Origin of the sequence: Euzebyella marina, from assembly GCF_003687485.1 — a bacterium.
In the GTDB taxonomy this organism is placed as follows: Bacteria; Bacteroidota; Bacteroidia; order Flavobacteriales; family Flavobacteriaceae; genus Euzebyella; species Euzebyella marina.
The window spans coordinates 2,792,255-2,812,381 of the sequence record NZ_CP032050.1; the positions used below are offsets into that span (position 1 = coordinate 2,792,255).

General features: G+C 38.6%; 17 protein-coding genes. 11 read left to right on the plus strand and 6 right to left on the minus strand.

Annotated features, from left to right (window positions below; all coding sequences use genetic code 11):
* Positions 1-3: 3 nt before the first annotated feature.
* Complete coding sequence (locus D1013_RS12050) at positions 4-801, plus strand: alpha/beta hydrolase (RefSeq protein WP_121849067.1); 798 nt, start codon at positions 4-6, stop codon at positions 799-801.
* Here D1013_RS12050 and cysM read toward each other — a convergent pair whose 3' ends face one another.
* Both cysM and epsC read right to left on the minus strand, forming a co-directional pair.
* Positions 802-1,686: a cysteine synthase CysM gene (gene cysM / locus D1013_RS12055; RefSeq protein ID WP_121849068.1), complete on the minus strand. Its 885-nt coding sequence runs from the start codon at positions 1,684-1,686 to the stop codon at positions 802-804.
* Positions 1,676-2,470, minus strand: coding sequence for a serine O-acetyltransferase EpsC (epsC, locus tag D1013_RS12060; protein ID WP_121849069.1), 795 nt, complete (start codon positions 2,468-2,470; stop codon positions 1,676-1,678). The genes cysM and epsC overlap by 11 nt, the downstream gene beginning before the upstream one ends.
* A gap of 93 nt (positions 2,471-2,563) precedes the next feature.
* Here epsC and D1013_RS12065 point away from each other — a divergent pair, with 93 nt between their 5' ends.
* The gene (locus D1013_RS12065) at positions 2,564-3,244 is read left to right on the plus strand and encodes a DUF2461 domain-containing protein (RefSeq protein WP_121849070.1); all 681 of its coding nucleotides are present in this window, start codon (positions 2,564-2,566) and stop codon (positions 3,242-3,244) included.
* Here D1013_RS12065 and D1013_RS12070 read toward each other — a convergent pair.
* Positions 3,236-3,643, minus strand: coding sequence for a glyoxalase (locus tag D1013_RS12070; RefSeq protein WP_121849071.1), 408 nt, complete (start codon positions 3,641-3,643; stop codon positions 3,236-3,238). The genes D1013_RS12065 and D1013_RS12070 overlap by 9 nt on opposite strands.
* 208 nt (positions 3,644-3,851) lie before the next feature.
* Here D1013_RS12070 and D1013_RS12075 point away from each other — a divergent pair, with 208 nt between their 5' ends.
* Genes D1013_RS12075 through D1013_RS12085 form a run of 3 tightly spaced genes read left to right on the plus strand, consistent with a single transcriptional unit; the run spans position 3,852 to position 6,602 of the window.
* Entirely contained in the window at positions 3,852-5,207 is a 1,356-nt protein-coding gene (locus D1013_RS12075) for an NAD-dependent succinate-semialdehyde dehydrogenase (protein WP_121849072.1), read from the plus strand.
* A gap of 45 nt (positions 5,208-5,252) precedes the next feature.
* A complete protein-coding gene (locus D1013_RS12080) occupies positions 5,253-6,149 on the plus strand; it encodes a DUF72 domain-containing protein (RefSeq protein WP_121849073.1) in 897 nt (298 codons plus the stop codon).
* 54 nt (positions 6,150-6,203) lie between these two features.
* On the plus strand, positions 6,204-6,602 hold the full coding sequence (locus D1013_RS12085) for an acyl-CoA thioesterase (RefSeq protein ID WP_121849074.1): 399 nt from the start codon (positions 6,204-6,206) through the stop codon (positions 6,600-6,602).
* On the opposite strand, the gene D1013_RS12090 is transcribed toward D1013_RS12085, so the two are convergent.
* Positions 6,599-7,879 (minus strand): dipeptidase, encoded by a 1,281-nt coding sequence (locus D1013_RS12090; RefSeq protein ID WP_121849075.1) that lies wholly within the window; start codon positions 7,877-7,879, stop codon positions 6,599-6,601. The genes D1013_RS12085 and D1013_RS12090 overlap by 4 nt on opposite strands.
* A 197-nt stretch (positions 7,880-8,076) precedes the next feature.
* On the opposite strand from D1013_RS12090, the gene D1013_RS12095 reads away from it, so the two are divergent.
* The 6 genes from D1013_RS12095 (at position 8,077) to D1013_RS12120 (ending at position 17,201) form a co-directional block, all read left to right on the plus strand.
* Positions 8,077-8,796, plus strand: a complete 720-nt coding sequence (locus tag D1013_RS12095) for an Hpt domain-containing protein (RefSeq protein ID WP_162987891.1) — start codon at positions 8,077-8,079, stop codon at positions 8,794-8,796.
* A 1-nt stretch (position 8,797) separates the two neighbouring features.
* Positions 8,798-9,169, plus strand: coding sequence for a response regulator (locus tag D1013_RS12100; protein WP_121849077.1), 372 nt, complete (start codon positions 8,798-8,800; stop codon positions 9,167-9,169).
* 70 nt (positions 9,170-9,239) lie between these two features.
* Positions 9,240-12,059, plus strand: a complete 2,820-nt coding sequence (locus D1013_RS12105; protein WP_162987892.1) for a HEAT repeat domain-containing protein — start codon at positions 9,240-9,242, stop codon at positions 12,057-12,059.
* Between the two features lie 9 nt (positions 12,060-12,068).
* Entirely contained in the window at positions 12,069-13,499 is a 1,431-nt protein-coding gene (locus D1013_RS12110; protein ID WP_121849079.1) for a glycosyltransferase family 2 protein, read from the plus strand.
* 55 nt (positions 13,500-13,554) lie between these two features.
* Positions 13,555-15,873 carry a sulfatase-like hydrolase/transferase gene (locus D1013_RS12115; RefSeq protein WP_162987893.1) on the plus strand — a complete coding sequence of 773 codons (2,319 nt, stop codon included), beginning with the start codon at positions 13,555-13,557 and terminating at the stop codon, positions 15,871-15,873.
* 5 nt (positions 15,874-15,878) lie between these two features.
* Complete coding sequence (locus D1013_RS12120; protein WP_225621463.1) at positions 15,879-17,201, plus strand: YaiO family outer membrane beta-barrel protein; 1,323 nt, start codon at positions 15,879-15,881, stop codon at positions 17,199-17,201.
* A gap of 22 nt (positions 17,202-17,223) precedes the next feature.
* Here D1013_RS12120 and D1013_RS12125 read toward each other — a convergent pair whose 3' ends face one another.
* Positions 17,224-18,528, minus strand: coding sequence for a PI-PLC domain-containing protein (locus D1013_RS12125; RefSeq protein ID WP_121849081.1), 1,305 nt, complete (start codon positions 18,526-18,528; stop codon positions 17,224-17,226).
* 711 nt (positions 18,529-19,239) lie between these two features.
* Positions 19,240-20,103: a sigma-70 family RNA polymerase sigma factor gene (locus D1013_RS12130; RefSeq protein WP_121849082.1), complete on the minus strand. Its 864-nt coding sequence runs from the start codon at positions 20,101-20,103 to the stop codon at positions 19,240-19,242.
* Between the last annotated feature and the right edge of the window lie 24 nt (positions 20,104-20,127).

Consider the following 20,127-nt stretch of genomic DNA (forward strand, 5'->3'; position numbering starts at 1 on the left):
TGAATGAGACGATTAAAAAAATGGGGCTTGGTCTTGATAGCTATTTATGCCCTTGTAACCCTGCTGGCCTACAATTTTCAGGAAAGGTTGATTTTCTTTCCATCCAAAATGCCCTTAAACCACGAATACGATTTCTGTCAGTCTTTCGAAGAAATTTTTATTGATACAGAGGATGGAGCTCGATTGAATGGAGTACACATTAAGCAGCCAGAGTCAAAGGGAGTAATAATTTATTTCCATGGAAATTCCGGAAACGTTTCACATTTGATACATGTAGCGAACATGTTTTCTCGAAACGGATATGAGTCTATTCTAATTGACTACCGAACCTACGGAAAAAGCACAGGTGAGTTGAGTGAGTCGGCCCTATATGAAGATGCTCAACTTTTTTACGATTACGCCAAGAACAGATATGACGAAAAAAACATATTGGTATACGGCCGCTCTTTTGGTACCAGCATCGCTACCTACCTAGCTTCTATGAACAAACCCAAAAAGCTAATTTTAGAATCACCATTTTACAGTGCTGTTGATTTAGGTCAGCATCGCTTTCCTTTTCTGGCAGTAAGCCTGCTATCTAATTTCAGGTTTCCTACGTACAAATATATCAAAGACGTAGAAGGGGAGATTTATATCTTTCACGGAAAAGAAGATTTCGTAATTCCCTATGATTCATCTAAACGCTTGTTTAAGGCCATTCCCGGTACTAATAAGCACTTGATTACCATCGAGAAGGGTGGCCATAACTACCTTCAAGATTATGAAGCATTTAAAAATGGTATGAAACAGGCCTTAAATTGATCAACCAAAAAGGTCGGAAGATAAATAGCGGTCACCTCGATCACAAACAATAGAAACGATAATACCGCTTTCCAATTCTTCCGCCAACCTCAGGGCAGCTGTTGCCGCTCCGCCACTGCTCATTCCTGAAAAAATACCTTCTTCTTTGGCGAGCCTTATGGCCATTTGTTTGGCTTCTTCTTCACTAACTTCCATAGTTCGGTCAACTTTAGAGGCATCGAATATTTTAGGAAGGTATTCTTGTGGCCATTTTCGAATGCCGGGTATGCTTGAATCGTCCGTAGGTTGAACACCTACGATTTGAATATTGGTATTTTTTTCTTTTAAAAAGGTAGAAGTACCCATAATAGTTCCCGTGGTGCCCATAGCGGAAACAAAATGGGTTATTTTACCTTCGGTATCCTTCCAAATTTCCGGGCCGGTAGTCTTATAATGGGCCTTCCAGTTATCATCATTGGCAAACTGATTGATCATGATATACCCATCGTTGGCCACTTTTGCTTCCGCATAATCCCTGGCGCCTTCTATTCCCACATCAGAAGAAGTAAGGGTAACTTTTGCCCCATAGGCTTTCATCGTTTGCACCCTTTCTTTCGTGGCATTTTCAGGCATAACCAATTCTATATCCAAACCATAAATTCCGGCAATCATGGCAAGTGCTATTCCCGTATTTCCGCTGGTGGCCTCAATCAACTTTGAATTGGAGTCGAAATCACCACGCTCTAAAGCGCTTTTGATCATATTGAGTGCGGCCCGGTCTTTAACGCTACCGCCCGGGTTGTGCCCTTCCATCTTAAAATACAACTTAACGTTGGGGTTGGTATTGAGAACTCTTGATTCGACCAAAGGCGTATTGCCTACCAAATCGAGAAGGTTATGAGACATGCGGTAAAGTTTTAATTTTTATTTCGGGAGTGTGAAAAACTGTTGAATTGGGCGGTACAGAAGCCGTTAACCAAGCGTTACCACCAATCACCGAGTTCTCACCAATTATGGTATCTCCGCCTAAAATGGTGGCATTTGCGTAAATGGTCACATTGTTTTCGATGGTAGGGTGCCTTTTGGTTTTTTGTAAATGCTTAGCGACATAAAGTCCACCCAAAGTAACACCTTGATATATTTTCACATGGTCTTTAATAATAGCGGTCTCACCAATTACAATTCCGGTACCGTGGTCGATATGAAATGAGTCGCCGATTTGTGCTCCAGGGTTGATATCTACACCGGTTTGACGATGGGCATACTCGGTCATCAACCTAGGCACCAAAGGAAAACCTTCTAGATAGAGCTCATGGGCCAGCCTATAAATGGCTATGGCATAAAATCCAGGGTAAGCCATGTATACTTCTTCAATGGAAAGAGACGCCGGATCGCAATTGACCGTGGCTTCGGCATCTAAATTCAAACGCTTCAAAATATTGGGCAATTTGGCCACATAACTATACCAAACAGCTTTACAGGTCTTATCAACATCCCAACATGCTAAATCGACTAGCCCATCAAACTGGTCTTCCAATTTATCTAAGTTCTTTTCAACGGCAGTATCAATGTCAAATAAGGTATAGAAGAGAAGATTGGTAAATACTTCTACCTTTTCTTTTAGTTTGTACCGTAGGTTGGGTTGTTTTTTGTGTTTTTTGATTTGATCGATAATCGACTTCTTGTTCATAAGAATCTATTGTAGTCCAAAAATAGGGATTATTGCCAAAGCCGATTTCCGAAATAAGGTTAACTTTAGCATAAATAACAACCTTTTGGTCGTATGTTACAATCAACTATTACGAAAGAAACACTAAATTTTCTAAAGCTCTTAAAAGAGAATAACAATCGGGAATGGTTTACCGAACATAAAACAGAATTCAAATCTCACGAAAAACAGGTCAAAAGCTTTTTTTCAGGAATAAAGGAACACCTAGAGACTCAAGACGACATTGAAAAGATGAAGATGTTCCGTATTTATAGAGACATAAGGTTTTCGCATGATAAAACCCCATACAAAACACATTTCGCTGGTTCATTTTCACGTCTAGGTGCCCAGTTACGGGGCGGGTACTATATTCATATTCAACCGGGCGAATCATTTATTGCAACAGGTTTTTGGAATCCGAACAAAGATGATCTCTTACGAATTCGAAAAGAATTTGAGCAGGATGCTTCTGAAATGAGAGATTTAATGAATGATAAGTCTTTTAAAGATATCTGGGGTACCTTAAAAGGCGATACCGTAAAAACGGCACCGAAGGGATTTGATAAGAATCATGAAAATATAGACCTTATAAAATACAAGCAGTACATTTTCATCAGAAATTTTACGGATAAAGAAGTACTTTCTAATCAGTTTAAGGATAAGGTATGCGAATCGTTCAAGGCCATACGCCCTTACTTTGACTATATGAGCGACGTTCTTACCACTAATTTGAACGGTGAGTCACTATTAAACTAACGCCGGTTCTTCAAAAAGCTGAATTTGATCCTTGAGCCTATTAATGACCATGTTCATCATTCGCTTGTTCAATGATGACGAATTTTTAATATAAATCTCATACTCCTCGGCGGTGAATTGCCCAATAACAATTCCTTTGAGGGAATTGCGAAATTTAATGTCTTTTTGAATCGCATTTTCAATATAAAGAAAGCGCTTGTTCAATGAAAGCTCATAAAATGAGTTCTTGTGCTTTGCGATATAATTTTTGAAGACAGCAATAAATAACTCGTTCTGTAATTTGATGACAGGCCTTAAAGTGCCGTTCTGAAACTGTTCATCAGCACTCATTCCATCGTGAACTATAGCTGAAGGTATTTCTGGGCGAATGCGCAGAAGACTCTGGGTTCGATCGCTCATTTTACTGGTTTTTATAAAGGTAATCAATTACTAACCTGGCTTTGGCCATACATATATTACTTTTTAACCGGGTTATAAACACCTTTTAATCTAAATCAGGCCTGAGTTCTAATCCATCAAATATTAGTTCTTTCAGTAAAAACTAGTAGAGCAATTTTTTGAAGTACAAGTATATATGTAGCTTTATTAAAATTCTATCCAGTTAAACATGAAGTCCTCGATAAATCCTTATACTCAAGAAAAACTCTACAGCTTTAAAGAATTGACCACTAAACAATTAAAAGAAAAGCTTCAACAATCGCATGAATGTTTTCTTGAGTGGCAAGAGACCACTTTTGAGCAGCGGTCTGACCTCATGAATAGGGCCGCCAAGGTACTTGTTGAAAACAAAACTCTGTATGCCGAGACCATAAGTAAAGAAATGGGAAAGCCTATTTCTCAGGCAGTGGCAGAAATTGAAAAATGTGCTTGGGTGTGTGAGTATTATGCCGATAAAGCAAAGGACCAACTTAAGGATGAAATTATTGAAACGGATGCGCAAAAGAGCTATGTAAGCTACGAACCTCTTGGGATTATTTTGGCCGTAATGCCCTGGAACTATCCATTTTGGCAGGTATTCCGATTTGCCGCCCCCAATTTAATGGCTGGTAATGTGGGTGTTTTAAAACACGCCTCAAACGTAATGAAATCTGCAGAACTCATAGCGGAGGTTTTCACAGAGGCCGGTTTTCCTGAAGGCTGTTTTCAAAACCTAATCATTGGTAGTGACTTGGTAGAAACTGTTTTGGAAAATGAATGGGTCAAGGCTGCAACTCTAACTGGCAGCAAGCCCGCTGGAGGCTCAGTAGCCGCTATTGCCGGAAAACATATCAAGAAAACGGTATTGGAGCTTGGTGGAAGTAACGCGCTGATTGTTTTTGAAGATGCCGACCTAGATTCAACGGTAAAAACCTGTGTTCAGGCTCGATTTCAAAATACAGGTCAAAGCTGTATAGCAGGAAAGAGGCTGTTGGTGCACCAGAATATAATGGAAGAATTTGTTGACCTTTTCATTAAACAGGTGAGAGAGCTAAAAAGCGGTGATCCTATGGATGAAAACACCTATATCGGGACTTTGGCACGTGAAGATTTAGCCGAAGATTTGGAAAAACAGGTATTAAAATCCATCGAAATGGGGGCAAAACTGCTTCTTGGCGGAAAACGCAATGGTTCCTATTACGAGCCTACGGTACTCACCAATGTTACCGAAAAAATGCCCATATTCAAAGAAGAAACTTTCGGGCCGGCTATCGGTATTACTGCGTTTCAATCTGATGAAGAAGCTATTAGATTTTCCAATAATTCAGAATTCGGTCTTGGAGTAAGTCTCTTTACAAAAGACACCGAAAAAGCTTTAAAATTGGCCCCTTGTTTTGAAGAAGGTGCTGTCTTCATAAACGAATTGGTCAAAAGCGACCCTAGGCTTCCTTTCGGCGGCATCAAAATTTCAGGATATGGTAGAGAACTTTCATCACATGGTATTAGGGAGTTTGTGAATAAAAAGACGGTTTATCTTAAAAATTAAAAGAAAGCCTTTATTTTTAAAATCCTCAACAGATAACTGACAGCAATGAAATTCGGAAAAGTAGAGAATCCTGAACTTATAGATTTTACATTACCCAAAGACCATCCTGATACACAAGTAGTATTGAACAGAGATGGAAAAAAAAGTCCTTTGAACGTTTATGTCGGATGTGCCAAATGGAACCGTCAAGATTTAAAAAACTTTTACCCGAGGGGCACCAAAGATGAATTGGAGTACTATTCGAGTCAATTCAATTGCATTGAATTGAATGCTACCTTTTATCGAATTTTTCCAGGGGAACAGTATACCAAATGGTACGATAAAACCCCTGAAAAATTCAAATTTTTCCCTAAAGTATCAAATGATATAAGTCATCTAAGACGCTTAAATGATGCGGTTTACCCCATTGTTGATAGATATTTAGAAGCAACGTCGAATCTGAAAGAAAAGCTAGGTACTATTTTCTTACAGATGCACAATAATTTCGGACCTAAAAACTGGGATAGGGTAGTTCGCTTCGTAGAATATTGGCCTAAAGAATTTCCTTTGGCAATCGAGTTTAGACACACCGATTGGTTCAATGATGAAAAAGTATCGGAAGAACTTTATCATTTATTGGAATCAAATGGAATTGCCAATGTTTTAGTTGATACGGCGGGTAGAAGAGATATGCTTCACATGCGATTGACGAATAATGAAGCATTCGTTAGATATGTAGGTGCTAACCATCAAAGTGATTACGACCGAATAGATGATTGGATCAACCGATTGAGCGAATGGCATTCTCAAGGGTTGAACAACATTCATTTCTTTGTTCACCAAAATATGGAATTGGAATCTCCATTAATATCAGCTAAGTTTATTGAAAGGTTGAACAAAAAATTAGGTACAAATCTTAAAATTCCGAAAACGCTTCATAAAACAAATGACACACTATTTTAAGGGCGTTATCTTATGTAATTTTGCATCGTAAATTTCCCCTTAATAAATAGATTTATGAGATTTCATACTAGAAAATGGGTAAAACCTGAAGATTTAAATGCCAACGAAACTTTGTTCGGAGGTCGTGTTCTGGCATGGATAGATGAAGAAGCAGCCCTGTACAGTATTATTCAGTTAGAGAATAAAAAGGTCGTCACCAAATACATGTCAGAAATCAACTTCACCAGTACGGCCAAGAAAGGTGATATTGTTGAAATCGGTATTGAAGTGGTCAAGTTCGGCAAATCGTCATTGACACTTAACTGCGAAGTAAGAAACAAAATGACCCGTGAAACGATTGTAACCGTTGATAATATTATTATGGTCAACCTTGGGGATAACGGCAAGCCAAAACCTCATGGCAAAAAGAAAGTAGAATACGTTAGAGATCGATTGGGATCTACCGACGATTAGTAGCTTGCAGCTACTTTTTGAACTTCATCAAGTACGCGAAGAAGGTTATCGCCCCACAATTTTCTGATTTCTTCTTCACTGTAGCCTCGCTTGACAAGTTCTAGTGTTACATTGAAGGTTTCGGATGCATCTGACCAACCCTCGATACCTCCGCCACCATCAAAATCAGAGCTGATGCCGACATGGTCGATTCCAATCAATTCTACCATATAATCGATATGGTTTACAAAATCGGATACATTTACCGCAGGCGGGGCATCTTTCAAGCTTTTAGCCTTTTCGGTGGCTATACCGACCACTGTTTGATAATTTCCAAAAAAGGTCTTTCTTTTATCGGCATCAAGAGTAGATAACTCTGAACGGTCGTACCACGGCAATTGCAGCGAATCGGCTACTTTTTTATAGATTTCACCCATAAATGCCTGGCGTAGGGTGTCCTTTTCTTGGTCGACGTATGAACTAAAAGCAACCGTTTGAACTACGCCACCGTTCTTGGCAATCAATTTAAGTTGCTCATCGTCAAGATTCCGGCTATTGTCACATAAAGCTCTGGCAGAAGAATGTGAAGCAATAATGGGTGCTTCACTTAGTTCTATCATTTGCATGATAGCTTCCTTGGAAGGGTGCGATATATCAATCATAATTCCGACCCTATTCATCTCTTTTACAGCTTCTTTACCTAAATCACTTAAACCATTGTTTAACCATACATCATCTTCTTCACCCGTGTGCGAATCACTAAATTGGTTATGGCCGTTATGTGCAAGCGAAACATAAAGTGCGCCCATCTCATGGTACTTCTCAATGTTCTTGATGTTTCGGGCCATCGGGTAGGCATTCTCAACACCTATCATAGCCACCTTTTTGCCCTCCGAATGAATTCTTCTGACCTCTTCTGAAGTGGTCGCCAATTCAATTTTATCCGGGGCATACTCTTCACATAAGCGGTGAATGGCCTCAAACTTGCTCATGGCATTTTCCTCGGCGTCTTTGAACCCCTTATCGGTTAAAGAATCTTGCCCGGTATAGACAATCAACCAAGTGACGTCTAACCCACCTTCTTCCATTTTGGGCAGGTTCACTTGTGTTGAGAGGCGTTGAGTATAATTTTTTTCTGAAGTAAAGTTACTGACATTAATATCGTTATGGGTGTCTATCGTAATAACTGCATTATGTATTCGTCGTGCGGTTTCTTCAAATGATTCCTCTTTTTTATGAGGTTTTTCGTTACATGAAAAAATCGTTAAAAGACCTAATAAATAGACTATTTGCCGCATACTGTAAGAATTTATACCTACAAATAAAGCATTTTGACAACATATATAATAGCATAGGTAACATTTAGTTGCCCTGCCTTATAGAAATAGGGAATTTTAGCAATATAAACAGCTTATTCTGTGAAATTGTCAAAGTTTTTCATGTGACCGAGCGGTTTAGAAATCCCAAGTCTAACAACTCAAATTAAAAATACAGTTTGAAACCTAAGAACCTACTTGACCATTTATGTGATATGGAAGCTCAATTAGTGGATTTTTCTTATGAAAATTTCACTGCCGAGGAAGCCGAAAGGGTGAGAAAATCTTTTCTATTGTTCAAAAACACCCTTTACAAAACAATCAATCCCTCTGAAAATCTTGAGCATAAAGAATATTTGAAGACCTCGCCGTTGCCCGAGAACCAGTCGGGCGATTTTGATATGCAAACCTACGACGCCGTTGTTCGGCATTACGAATCATACAATTCAGTACTCAAATCTTTAAAAATCGATGCCCCCATGAAAAGCGAAATTTATAGTTCTATTTTCTCTGGAAGCACTCCAACCCAAACCACCAACAGGCTCTATATTGACCTTCAACCCATATTGGACGATTGTATGGGCGAGATGGAACTTTTAGATGAACTTTTGCACCTCTACGAAAAGAATGCCCTAGAATTCATCGGCCAAGCCAAAATTCACATTCAAAATACCGACTACGACCGTTTAAAGCTAGCGGCACATAAAATTAAGGCCGGTTTGGCAATGTTGAACACGAATGACCTTTACACCATCATCAACCAAATAGAGCAGACCTGTAAGACCGATAACGATCCCAAGCACTTGCAGTTTTTGTACAATTGTTTTGTTACGGAATTCCCGGCAGTACAGAAAGCCTTGCATAACGCATACGAAGATTTAAAAAAGTTAAATCAATAGAATGATGAAGAAGAGCTTACTACTAGCCGAAGATGATGAGCTACTGGCCTCTTTACTCAATTTTAGATTGAAAAAAGGAGGTTACGATGTGACGCATAGTGGCGATGGCAAGCAGGTCAAAGAATTTCTTGCCCAAAAAATGCCCGATATCATAGTCAGCGACATCATGATGCCCTATTTCTCGGGTATGGAACTTATCGACTATGTACGAAACGAACTGAAATCGAATATTCCGATAATCATCATATCCTCTGCAGGAAATGAAGAAAATGTGCTCAACGCTTTTGAGTTGGGCGCCAACGATTTTATATCAAAACCAGTAAGCCCTTCAGAACTTTTGGTAAGGGTCGAAAGAGAACTCAATAAAAACTAATTTGTTCGGGGCCAAAACAACATATTCAAATATTCCATTAGTATCCGCACCAAAAATCGATACCGAAACATTGTGGATACTAACCTTGGTATTTGTTGGCCTTGCCTTACTTTACTTCATTTCTGTTTTCATTTTTAGAAACAAGATTTCTTCTACTTCCTCAAGAACCAAAAAACAGAAAAAAGAATTATCTCCGATGGTCAGTGAGTTTCTTTTCTACGAAGAGGATGCTGACAAAGCCGAAAAGTCTCACTACCTAGACCTAAAGATTCAGATAAGGGAGTTACTTAAGAATGACTTCAACAGAAAAGTGCTTACCGAAGTTCTGTTAGATTTAAGAAAAGACGTTTCTGGAGATACCAAAAAAAGACTTTTTAAGCTCTATCAAGATTTAGGGTTGGACCAAGATGCCTACGAAAAACTGAAGAGTTGGCGGTGGGAAGTCATCTCTAAAGGTATTTCACATCTGACCCAAATGCAGGTCGAGAGCGCTTATACCTTCATTACAAAATTCATCAATGACCGGCGCTCTACCGTGCGTAAGCAAGCTGAAATCGCTGCCGTTACCTTGAAACCGGAAGGAATCAATTATTTCTTGGACACCACCAGATATAAAATTTCTGAATGGCAGCAGTTAAAATTATTGGATGTACTTAGAAATCGTGAAGATTTTGAACCACCTCGTTTTAAATATTGGCTAACCAGTACCAACAGATATGTGGTATTCTTTGCGTTGCGCCTTATCAAGTTTTATAACCAGAATGATGCAAACGCAGCTTTGATCGAACTGGTAAAGCACAAAAACAACCAAATCAAGATGGAGGCCATTGGCTGCATAAAAGAATTTTTTGTACTTGATGCCAAACCTATGCTTAAACAAGTGTTCCCTAAGTGTAGTGTTGATGTCAAGATAGCCATATTAGGAGCTTTAGGCGAACTGGGCGACGAATCCGATATCGCATTTTTGAACAAAACTGCCCAGAGCGAAGGAAACTTTGCCGTTAAGAGCAAGGCTTTATCAGCCATTAATATGATTGCCCCCGACACAGTTATGCCTACAGAAGGTTTAGATAACAGGGGAATCGATATTACCCAGGATGCCAAGGAAAACGTTAACGGCGAAGATAATATTCAGCCAACCATTACAGAAGATGAAAATCATTCTGAAACCATTTTAGAGGAAGCGGCTGAGAAAATTCAACCAAATTCTACCGTTGAAGCTCCGGTAATTCCTCATTCAGAAACAGTTCCCGTAGATGTGATTTTAAGTGAATCAGAAGAATCAACCGATCAAGAAACCGTAGAAGTGAAATCCTCTGAAGCAATGGAGGAAAATGAGGAAGTTCCTAATTTTTCTACCAATGAAGAGGATGTTAATGAGCCCACCGAGATTCAGATAGAAAATTTAGAAGTTGATTTTGAGCTTATAGTTTCTGAAACTGAAGAATCCATGGTCCCCGAAGCGGAAGTAGAAACCGGAAATCTTACACCAATTGAAGAGGTAAATGATATAGAGATTACAGAAGAAGAAATAACCCACCAGCCTCTACTTGATATAAACTTTTTACCAATCGTAATATCTGAACAGCCCCCAGTTCAAAACAATGAGAAGCAAATGACAGACAAAAACGATTCCGAATATCCGCACAAGAAAATTCGCCAGATTGAGGTCAATTTTGAACAGCTAAATGGGGCTGAAGAAATAACTGAAAAAGTAAATGAAGAAACGTTTGATATAGAAGAAATAAGCTTTTTGCCCATTGTAGTAGAAAACGACAAAACCAATAAAGACAGCGTCCATCTAAAAGATGAAAGCTTATTAGAAGAAGTTCATAACCTTGATTTTCTACCAATTGTAACTGAATCTGAGGCTCAAACAAAACCTGAAGAAGAGAGTGCGGTAGAAGAATTGGATGGTTTTAAACTTTCGGATTTCGAAATTGATTTTGAACCACAAGATATTAAAGAAGAAACTAAAGAGTTTGATTTTGAGCTAAGTGGCGAATCATTAATCAATGTCGATTCCAATACCTCTAATGCCGATGATGTCATCAGTTGGCTGATGAGTCAAAATGAGATAGATGACATTGAAGTAGAGTATGAAGAAATAGTTGAAAACGAAGATTCTCAAATTACCAACGCCATACCCGAACCCATTTATTACGATGAGCATGAAGCTTATATGATGGGGTTACTAGATGATTTAGAAGAGTTAGGAGACCACCGGGAAATTGCTCTGCTCGAAGAACTTCTTGAAGATGAAAAGCAAGAATTCATTAAAGAGCGTATAGTTCGAATGATAGCTGTCTTTTCAAAAGAGAAAGATGGTCATATCTCCATGCCAAAACTACAGTTAGAGAATTTGAACCTCCCTAATTTCAGCGTATTTGCCGACTTGTTCAAGAATATCGACCGTGAGGCCAAACTAATTCTATTAGATGAAATTGTTGCTGTGGGCGATGAAAAAGAAATTGAATTTTTAGATACTCTTTTAGAGGATCCAGACCGTCGATTGCGCAAAAAAGCTCGAAAAGCATTAAAACTGTTGATCAGCAAGGTTTCGGAAAAAGAAAATCAAGAAGAGAGTAAAAAAAAAGACGAGGATGAGCAACTCACCAAAGAGCTTTTCGACAACCAAATGGCCAAAGAGAATCCTGGAGTGACCTATACCGAATCGGAATACAATGAAGTACTCGAAGAAATCGAGGCCGACGTAGAAGTAGAAACTATTGTGGATCCAGAGCTATTTGACATTGATTTCGAACTCTCAGAAGTTTTGCAAAAAACTCATACCCAACAAGTACTAGAGCTACCTGTTGTGGCTACCGAAATAACACCAAATGGGGCTTCGCTCATGTTTAAATTTATGAACTACCTAAACTTATTATAGGTAAATTTTATGGATAGTACGTTCTTCGATATCACCTTAGAATACATAAACATTGTCTTTCTAATGTTTACGGTGATATTGTTTACACTATTCACCATTATGGGATATCTATCCACCAGAAATTCCATCCATTACAGAAAAAAAAATAGTTTCGGTGACCTCTCTAAAATAATGGCTTCGCCATTATCCCCAAGCATTACAATCATTGCACCTGCCTATAATGAAGGTTTGACCATTGTAGAGAACATCCGTTCCCTGATGTCACTACGCTATGTCAATTATGAGGTAATGGTTGTCAATGATGGCAGTAAAGACGATACGTTACAGAAAATGATCGATGCCTACGATCTTGAAAAGATCGACTTTAAGATTGACCCCAATTGGAAAAACAAACCTATAAGAGGGGTGTATAAGTCGCCACATCGGGCATTTTCAAAATTGACGGTCATTGATAAGGAAAACGGTGGCAAATCAGACGCCTTGAACACTGGAATGGCTCTTTCTACAAGCCGATATGTCGGGTGTATCGATGTTGACTGTCTTCTTCTGCCAGATGCGCTTTTGCATGTTGTTAAATCATTCTATCAACGATCTGAAAAAAGGGTTATTGCCGTTGGCGGTGTCATCCGTGTGGCCAATTCCTGTATTATCGAGGGTGGCCAATTAGAAGAAATTAGACTGCCAAAAAATTGGTTGGCCAGGTTTCAATTATTGGAATACACCCGTTCATTCATTTTAGGAAGGATGGCCTGGGGTAGAATTGACAGCCTTTTGATTATTTCTGGGGCATTCGGTTTTTTTGACCGTGAAATCGCATTGGAAGTAGGGGGATACGACACCGGTACAGTTGGCGAGGATATGGAAATCGTATTCAAGATGCGAAGGCATATGCACGACCGGCGTGAACCTTATACCATAGAATATATTCCTGACCCTCTTTGTTGGACAGAGGTTCCAGAAGATGTTAAGATATTGGTCAACCAACGAGACCGTTGGGCGAGGGGCAATCTAGAAACCCTTTTCAAGCATAAAGACATGTTCTTTAACTCGAAATACGGTCGTTTGGGGCTTCTAAGTTATCCCTATTGGTTTTTTTATGAATGGCTAGCTCCCTTAATGGAGTTTTTTGGCTTTTTTACCATCATACTTTTCATGTATTTGGGCATTCTTAATTGGGATTTCTTTATCGCAATTACCGCAATGGTTTATGTGTTCTCGATTATGTTCTCTTTTTACGCCATTCTTTGGGACGTTTACAGCTATAACGAATACAAGAAAACAAAAGATATTTTGATACTCATGTTCTGCGCCATTGTAGAACCAATTGCTTTTCACCCCATTGTCGTATGGTCAGCGGTGCGTGGTAATTATAAAAAACTGTTTAAAATAAAATCAGGTTGGGGATCTCAGGTAAGAAAAGGTTTTGCCAAAGCCACCTAATTAGCATATGAACACAAGTCAGCGCGACAGATATAGTTTAAAACATTATACCAGAATGATTATCTCATTTTTTGGTAGTCTTGTTGTGCTTACGGTTTACCAATATGTCAGCCTCTATTTCAAGGGTGTGGTCGATATTATACTGAGCACCAGTTTTTTTATCGCCACGGTGCACCAATTGGGTTTTGCGTCTTTGGTGGGTGTGATACTAGTATTTCCTTTTAATTTTTGGGAAAATCTAAGGCCAAGATACGGTTTCAATCTCATTTTTGTCTTGTTGATACTTTTGCTGATTGTAGAAGCAATGCTGATCAGCTATTTCTGTACGGCTTTAGTGCCTCTAGGGTCTGATCTTTTGGGGTATAGCTTTGCCGATATAAAAACTACCATAGCCAACTCTGGGGGGCTTTCGATTTCACTTGTGGTAGGTGTGGTAATTATAATTGGGCTCTTTTTTTGGTTATACAAGATAACGAGCAAACACTACCATCATATCAGTAGAATGTATCCTTTTACCATCATTCTCATCAGTATGTTCGTTATGACTTCTTTTATCGAAGGCAAACCTATCAACCACAACAAAACCCAGTATTTAGCTCTTAACATATACGATTCGTCAACAGAGGATGCCTCCTATGATTCTGATGTCGAATACCCGTTAATTAAGTCAAAAAGAACTCAAAATGTTTTGAGGCCTTATTTCAATTTAAAAAACGAAAAACCCAATATTGTTTTCATAATGGTGGAAGGTCTAGGCCGTGATTTTGTGGGTGAGGGGGCAGAATTCGGCGGTTTCACACCTTTTCTTGACAAGTTGACCAAACAGTCACTCTACTGGGAGAATTGCCTTAGCAACACGGGTCGTACTTTTGGTGTTCTGCCATCTCTTATGGGTTCATTGCCTTTCGGCAAAAGTGGATTTATGGAATTGGAGAAATACCCCAATAAACTAACCCTTTACGGTATATTAAAAAACAATGGTTACCATACTTCATTTTATCAAGGCACTAATAGTGCTTTTGATAATGTCGATAGATTTTTGAATAGCGAGAATATCGATTTTATTCTCGACAAATCTGGTTTCGGAAATAAATATACCCTTCAAGCGGAAGATGCTGCAGGTTCTTCTTGGGGTTATCCGGACAAGGAGTTGTTCAAGAAAAGTATGAGTTTACCGAGGGATAATGAAAATCCGAGAATGGAGGTCTATATGACCATCAGTACCCATGAGCCCTTTATACCGCCACAGCAAGATAAGTATGAGCAAAAGGTAAAGAACATACTGTCATCGAGTTCCCATGAAGGAAAAACAAGAAAAGTAATCGAGAAGAACAGCAATGTTTTTGCCACTCTTATGTATACCGATGAGGCTCTGGAATATGTCTTCGAAGAATATAAAAAGAAGCCTGGATACGAGAATACCATATTTATTATAACCGGTGACCATCGATTGATACCCATACCACAGCGAAACAATCTAAGTCGTTTTCATGTACCATTGATTATGTTCAGTCCCATGCTCAAAAGCCCTAGAAAGATGAGCGCACTTACTTCGCACTTTGACGTAACTCCAAGCCTATTGGCGCTTCTAGATGGTAATTTTGAAATGAAAATGCCCAAAAAGGTGGCTTGGATGGGAGATGCCTTGGATATGAACGAAGAATTTAGGGGAAATAAGGATATCCCCTTAATGAGGAACAAAAATGAACTTAAAGAATACATCAGCGGCGAGAAATTATTCTCAGATGGAAATGTCTATAGCTTGGATAAAGAAATGAACCTTTCTTCAAGCTTTGGCGGTTCAAAAGTCGAAGGAAAACTGAAGGCTTTCAAATCTATGAATGCCTATGTAACCAACAACAATAAAATTATTCCCGATAGCTTGGCCATTTTCAGCGTACAGAAAGAAAAATTCAGCGATAGCGAAATCATTTGGATCAATAGTGTATACAATGGGGAGAATTTTGACAAGGTATATATGAAAGCGAGAGCTTTGGCGTTTGAAAAAGAGTACGATAAGGCATTGTTGCTTTGTAGGTACATTTTATCGGAATCACCAAGCCACATCGATACCAAGGTTTTGATGGGTCGAGTAAGTGTTTGGAGCGGCGATTATCCCTCATCCATCAAGATATTGAAAGAGTGTATTAAAATGAATCCTAATTATATCGATTCTTATTCGGCACTTTTTGATGTCTATTACTGGTCAGAGCGAACTAAAGAAGCTCTGGAGCTAATCGATTTAGTTGAACAGAATAGTTCAAGTGCCCATGAAATAGCCGATAAAATAGAACGAGCAAAAAGAGAGGCTCGAAAAAAGGGAATGGCGCACCAAACCAAATTAGCGAGTCGTTCTAAAGTTTCAACATTGTAGTGTATTTGTCTAAAAGTTACATAGCATCACTTTTACTACTGTTCATATCCATTGGCAGTGCACAAGATTTGGCTCTTAATGACCAAACTACACCCTCATATGAGAATGCCTATGGTTTGGCCTATGAAGGCAACCATAAGAGTGCCAAAGACATCCTTATCAAGGTAATAGCAGAAAAACCCGATGATAGTAAAGCCCGTGTTTTATTGGGAAACACATACAGTTGGGATGGCGAATATGATCAAGCAAGAATTGAATTCAACAAAGTAACATCATCAGATAAATACGATAAGGCCGCCTGGTCAGGGGCCATTAAAAACGAACTTTACGCCAAGAACGAACTAATTGCTCTAGGCCTGGCCAACAAAGCGCTAAGCTTTATTAATAATGATTCAGAACTGGACCGATTGAAAAAGATAGCCGAACAGAGAATCAATCAAACAGAATATCCCGAGAAGGGTTGGTACAATGTTGACTCTTCGATAAGCTCGGTCAAGAAATCAAATAAAAAAGGTGAGGAAGAAATGACAGAACCTGAGGATGAAACGGCTGAAAAAGAGCTTATTAAGAATAGTAATGAAGCCCAAAACGACGTCTTTAATAATAGGTTTGATATTCGAAATGCGGTAACTGTCTTTGACCAACGCTACGACCCAATGATATATACCAGTATCTCATACAGGCGACAAACTATGGCCGGTAGTATCATTCCACGATTGAATTATAGCAATCGACTAGGTAAAAATGGACTTCAGTACGATTTGGATTTTTATCCGAAATTTTCGAAAAGATTTTATGCCTATTTGAATTACGGTTATTCCAATTCATCTATTTACCCCAAGCATAAGTTCGGTGGTGACCTCTATGTTAACCTACCCGGGGCCATAGAATTCTCGGCTGGAGGACGACATATTACCTTTGCTTCCGGAAATGTTGGTGTTATAACCAATTCATTAGGGCATTACAGAGGCAATTATTATTTTTCTTTGCGTTCCTATATCACTCCCAAACCAAATAACTTGACCAAATTTTCGGGGAATTTATTGGTCAGGAAGTACCTGAAAGATGCGGAAAACTATTTCGGATTGAATGTCGGAATGGGTTACTCCCCAGAATTGAGACAAATTATTTCGGGAGATGAGCTTTTGGCAGAAACCTTACTCTATGTAGAATCTCAACGATTGAGTCTGGAATATCAGTTTACAGGAAAGAACAACCAAAACGCTTATAGGGCCAATCTAGGGGCTACCCGTCAAGAACTTGCCTTTGCTGCAGGTAAATTTTTCTACGGAATTTCCGCAGGTATCACTTATCAAGTAAAATTCTAATAAGGAAGAAAGCTTAGAGAGCTTATTTAGCTGACTTTTCTTTTGACATAGTATCAAATACCCATTTATCGGCATACATGCCGTAAACGAGGCCTAATTCATTATCATAAACATATTGTTCGTCTTTACCAGGGTCAAAATTGACATTGTAGACATAAACCTTGACCCCTTGTTCTTTTAACTGCAGCATTAGTTTCTTTTGGCTAGAAATTATTCTTCTCGATACTGCAGCATATTCAATGCCGTTAATGGACAAATAATCGGTTTTGTTGCCCTTTAACCTCATTAAGGGATCTTGAGATATAATCGTCTTAATACCATGCTGAGAAGCTTCCTCAATGGCCAATTGACTAAAAAGCTCCATCATAAGGCGCTTCTTGTCAACAAATTTATCGGCAAAAGCGACAGGGTCGTTTATTTTATCAGTAATCAAAATAGCATCGGGATGCGTTTTAAACCACTTATTGATTGCCTCCATATCCATGGTATGATAATCTCCGTAAATAGTATGTTTTTTGAATTCGGAAAGGCTAGGGGGCAGGTCACCTTGATAATCGGTGAAACGAGACCACATCTTCCAGTCATGGGCCGCTACCAAATGACCATCCGATGTCTCTATAATATCAAGTTCAAACAATCGAAATCCTCTACTATAACTATAATCCAAAGCTTCTTTTGAGTTGGTCGATTTAATACCATCAATTTCGCCACCGGCATGGGCTATATATCTGTTGTCGTTAGGCTCAAATTCATATTTGATTTTTGGAAAATAAATTTTAGTATCATCAATAGTCAGAGGTATCGAAAAAGTTTGTTCGATAGAATTATCATCGACTTGCTCGGTTATCTGAGCATCCGTCAGGTTATGCATTATATAAGCTTGCCTACTTTTAAGGCCTATAAGTTGATGAAGGCCCCATTTTTTTAGTACGGATGAATTTTTCAGATTGTCATTAGCGGCAGAGTCATGGGCCAGAATGGCAAGTTTAGAACCGTTGCCCATCATACTCTCAAGAGTTTTATCAAATTCGTCGCAGGCATCTACGCTTCCATAAGTGTCAAACGATTTGAATTCATATGTTCCCTCGCCCATAAAATGAATAATGGTCAAGCCTCTTTCTACATGTTCTGCTACCCCGTTATAAACAAAACGACTTCTTTGTTTGGCATTAAAACTATGGCTCATTAATGTTATAGATGAATTATTCTCATCTTCAAAAATCTCATTAGTTGTTATGGCAAAAAGTGAATTCGAGATAAATATCTGAATGCCCAAGAAAATAAAGCAGCTAAGGTGAATTCTACTTAATTGAATCGAATTGATCATAGTTGTAAGAAAAATGCCCGCTCGCGGGGTAATTAGACTTTAATTAAAACGATTCTTGTTTGAACCTTATTGTTCAAAAAAATATAAAATCATGAACCTCAAAACTGTTGCGACCACTATATTTTTGAGGGGTTAAGAACATTCTTCAATAAAGATATTTAATACGGTAAAAAACATTCGCTACGATATAGAGCTTAAAACTATATGATTTGAGCACTTAAAAAGTTGATTAATAATTGAGTTTTACAGAAAATTCTCATTTTACAACAAAATAGAAGTGTTACACCACAATTAATTGTAAACCCAAGAACATATAAATAGTTTTACTATGTAATCAAGCAACCCAAATTGCTAAAACATAAAAAGTCTAACTTAACCTATATACATCATGCTTTACGATACATACGGAGAAGAATACCTTTCATTCTTACAAGAACTAAATGAAATCTTAAGCGTAAACGAATTGGTAGAATTGGATTATATGTAATCCCCCCAATCAAGTCCTAATTCTTAATTTAAAACCTACTACTATGGCAAACCAAAACCCAGACAATGCCGCTTACATGAACTTTATTGAAAGCCTCAATGAAATTCTTAAAAGTCAACAGATAAGCAAATTAAATTATTCTTAGTATTTTTAGTTAATTAGTTAGTTGTACAGAAAAGGCCCCAGAGATGGGGCCTTATATTTTTATAAAAAAGTAGAGTTTGTTAGCCTAAATACGCCTTTAATAGCTTACTTCTTGAGTTATGGCGTAACTTACGTATTGCCTTTTCACGTATCTGCCGAACCCTTTCCCTAGTAAGATCAAAAGTCTGACCAATTTCGGCCAAGGTCATTGATTGTTGATCACCTATGCCATAATAAAGCTTAACGACATCGGCCTCTCTAGGCGATAATGTTTCTAATGCACGATTAATCTCAGTATTCAAAGACTGTTGCATTAAGGTCTTATCCGGTTTCGGAGACTCTCCCGATCGCAAAACATCGTATAAATTCGAGTCTTCACCTTCGCGTAGAGGAGCATCCATAGACACATGCCTACCTGAGTTTTTCATAGACTGCTTCACCTCGCTCACTGTCATTTCCAATTCTTTGGCAATTTCCTCAGCTGATGGTGGGCGTTCGTGAGCTTGCTCTAGATATGAAAAGGTCTTTTTGATTTTATTAATCGACCCAATCTTGTTCAAAGGCAATCTTACAACCCTTGATTGCTCTGCCAATGCCTGTAGAATACTCTGTCTAATCCACCAAACGGCGTACGAAATAAACTTAAAACCTCTAGTTTCATCAAAACGTTTGGCTGCCTTCACCAAACCTAGGTTACCCTCGTTGATCAAATCGGGCAATTTTAGACCTTGATTTTGATATTGTTTGGCTACCGACACAACAAATCTTAGGTTTGCAGTGGTCAAACGTTCAAGAGCAACTTGATCCCCTGCACGTATTCTCTGTGCTAGTTCAACCTCTTCGGCCGCATTGATCAGGTCTATTTTACTGATATCCTGCAAGTATTTGTCCAATGATTTTGATTCCCGGTTGGTTACCTGCTTGATAATCTTTAATTGCCTCATATATTTCGCTTATATTTATTAATA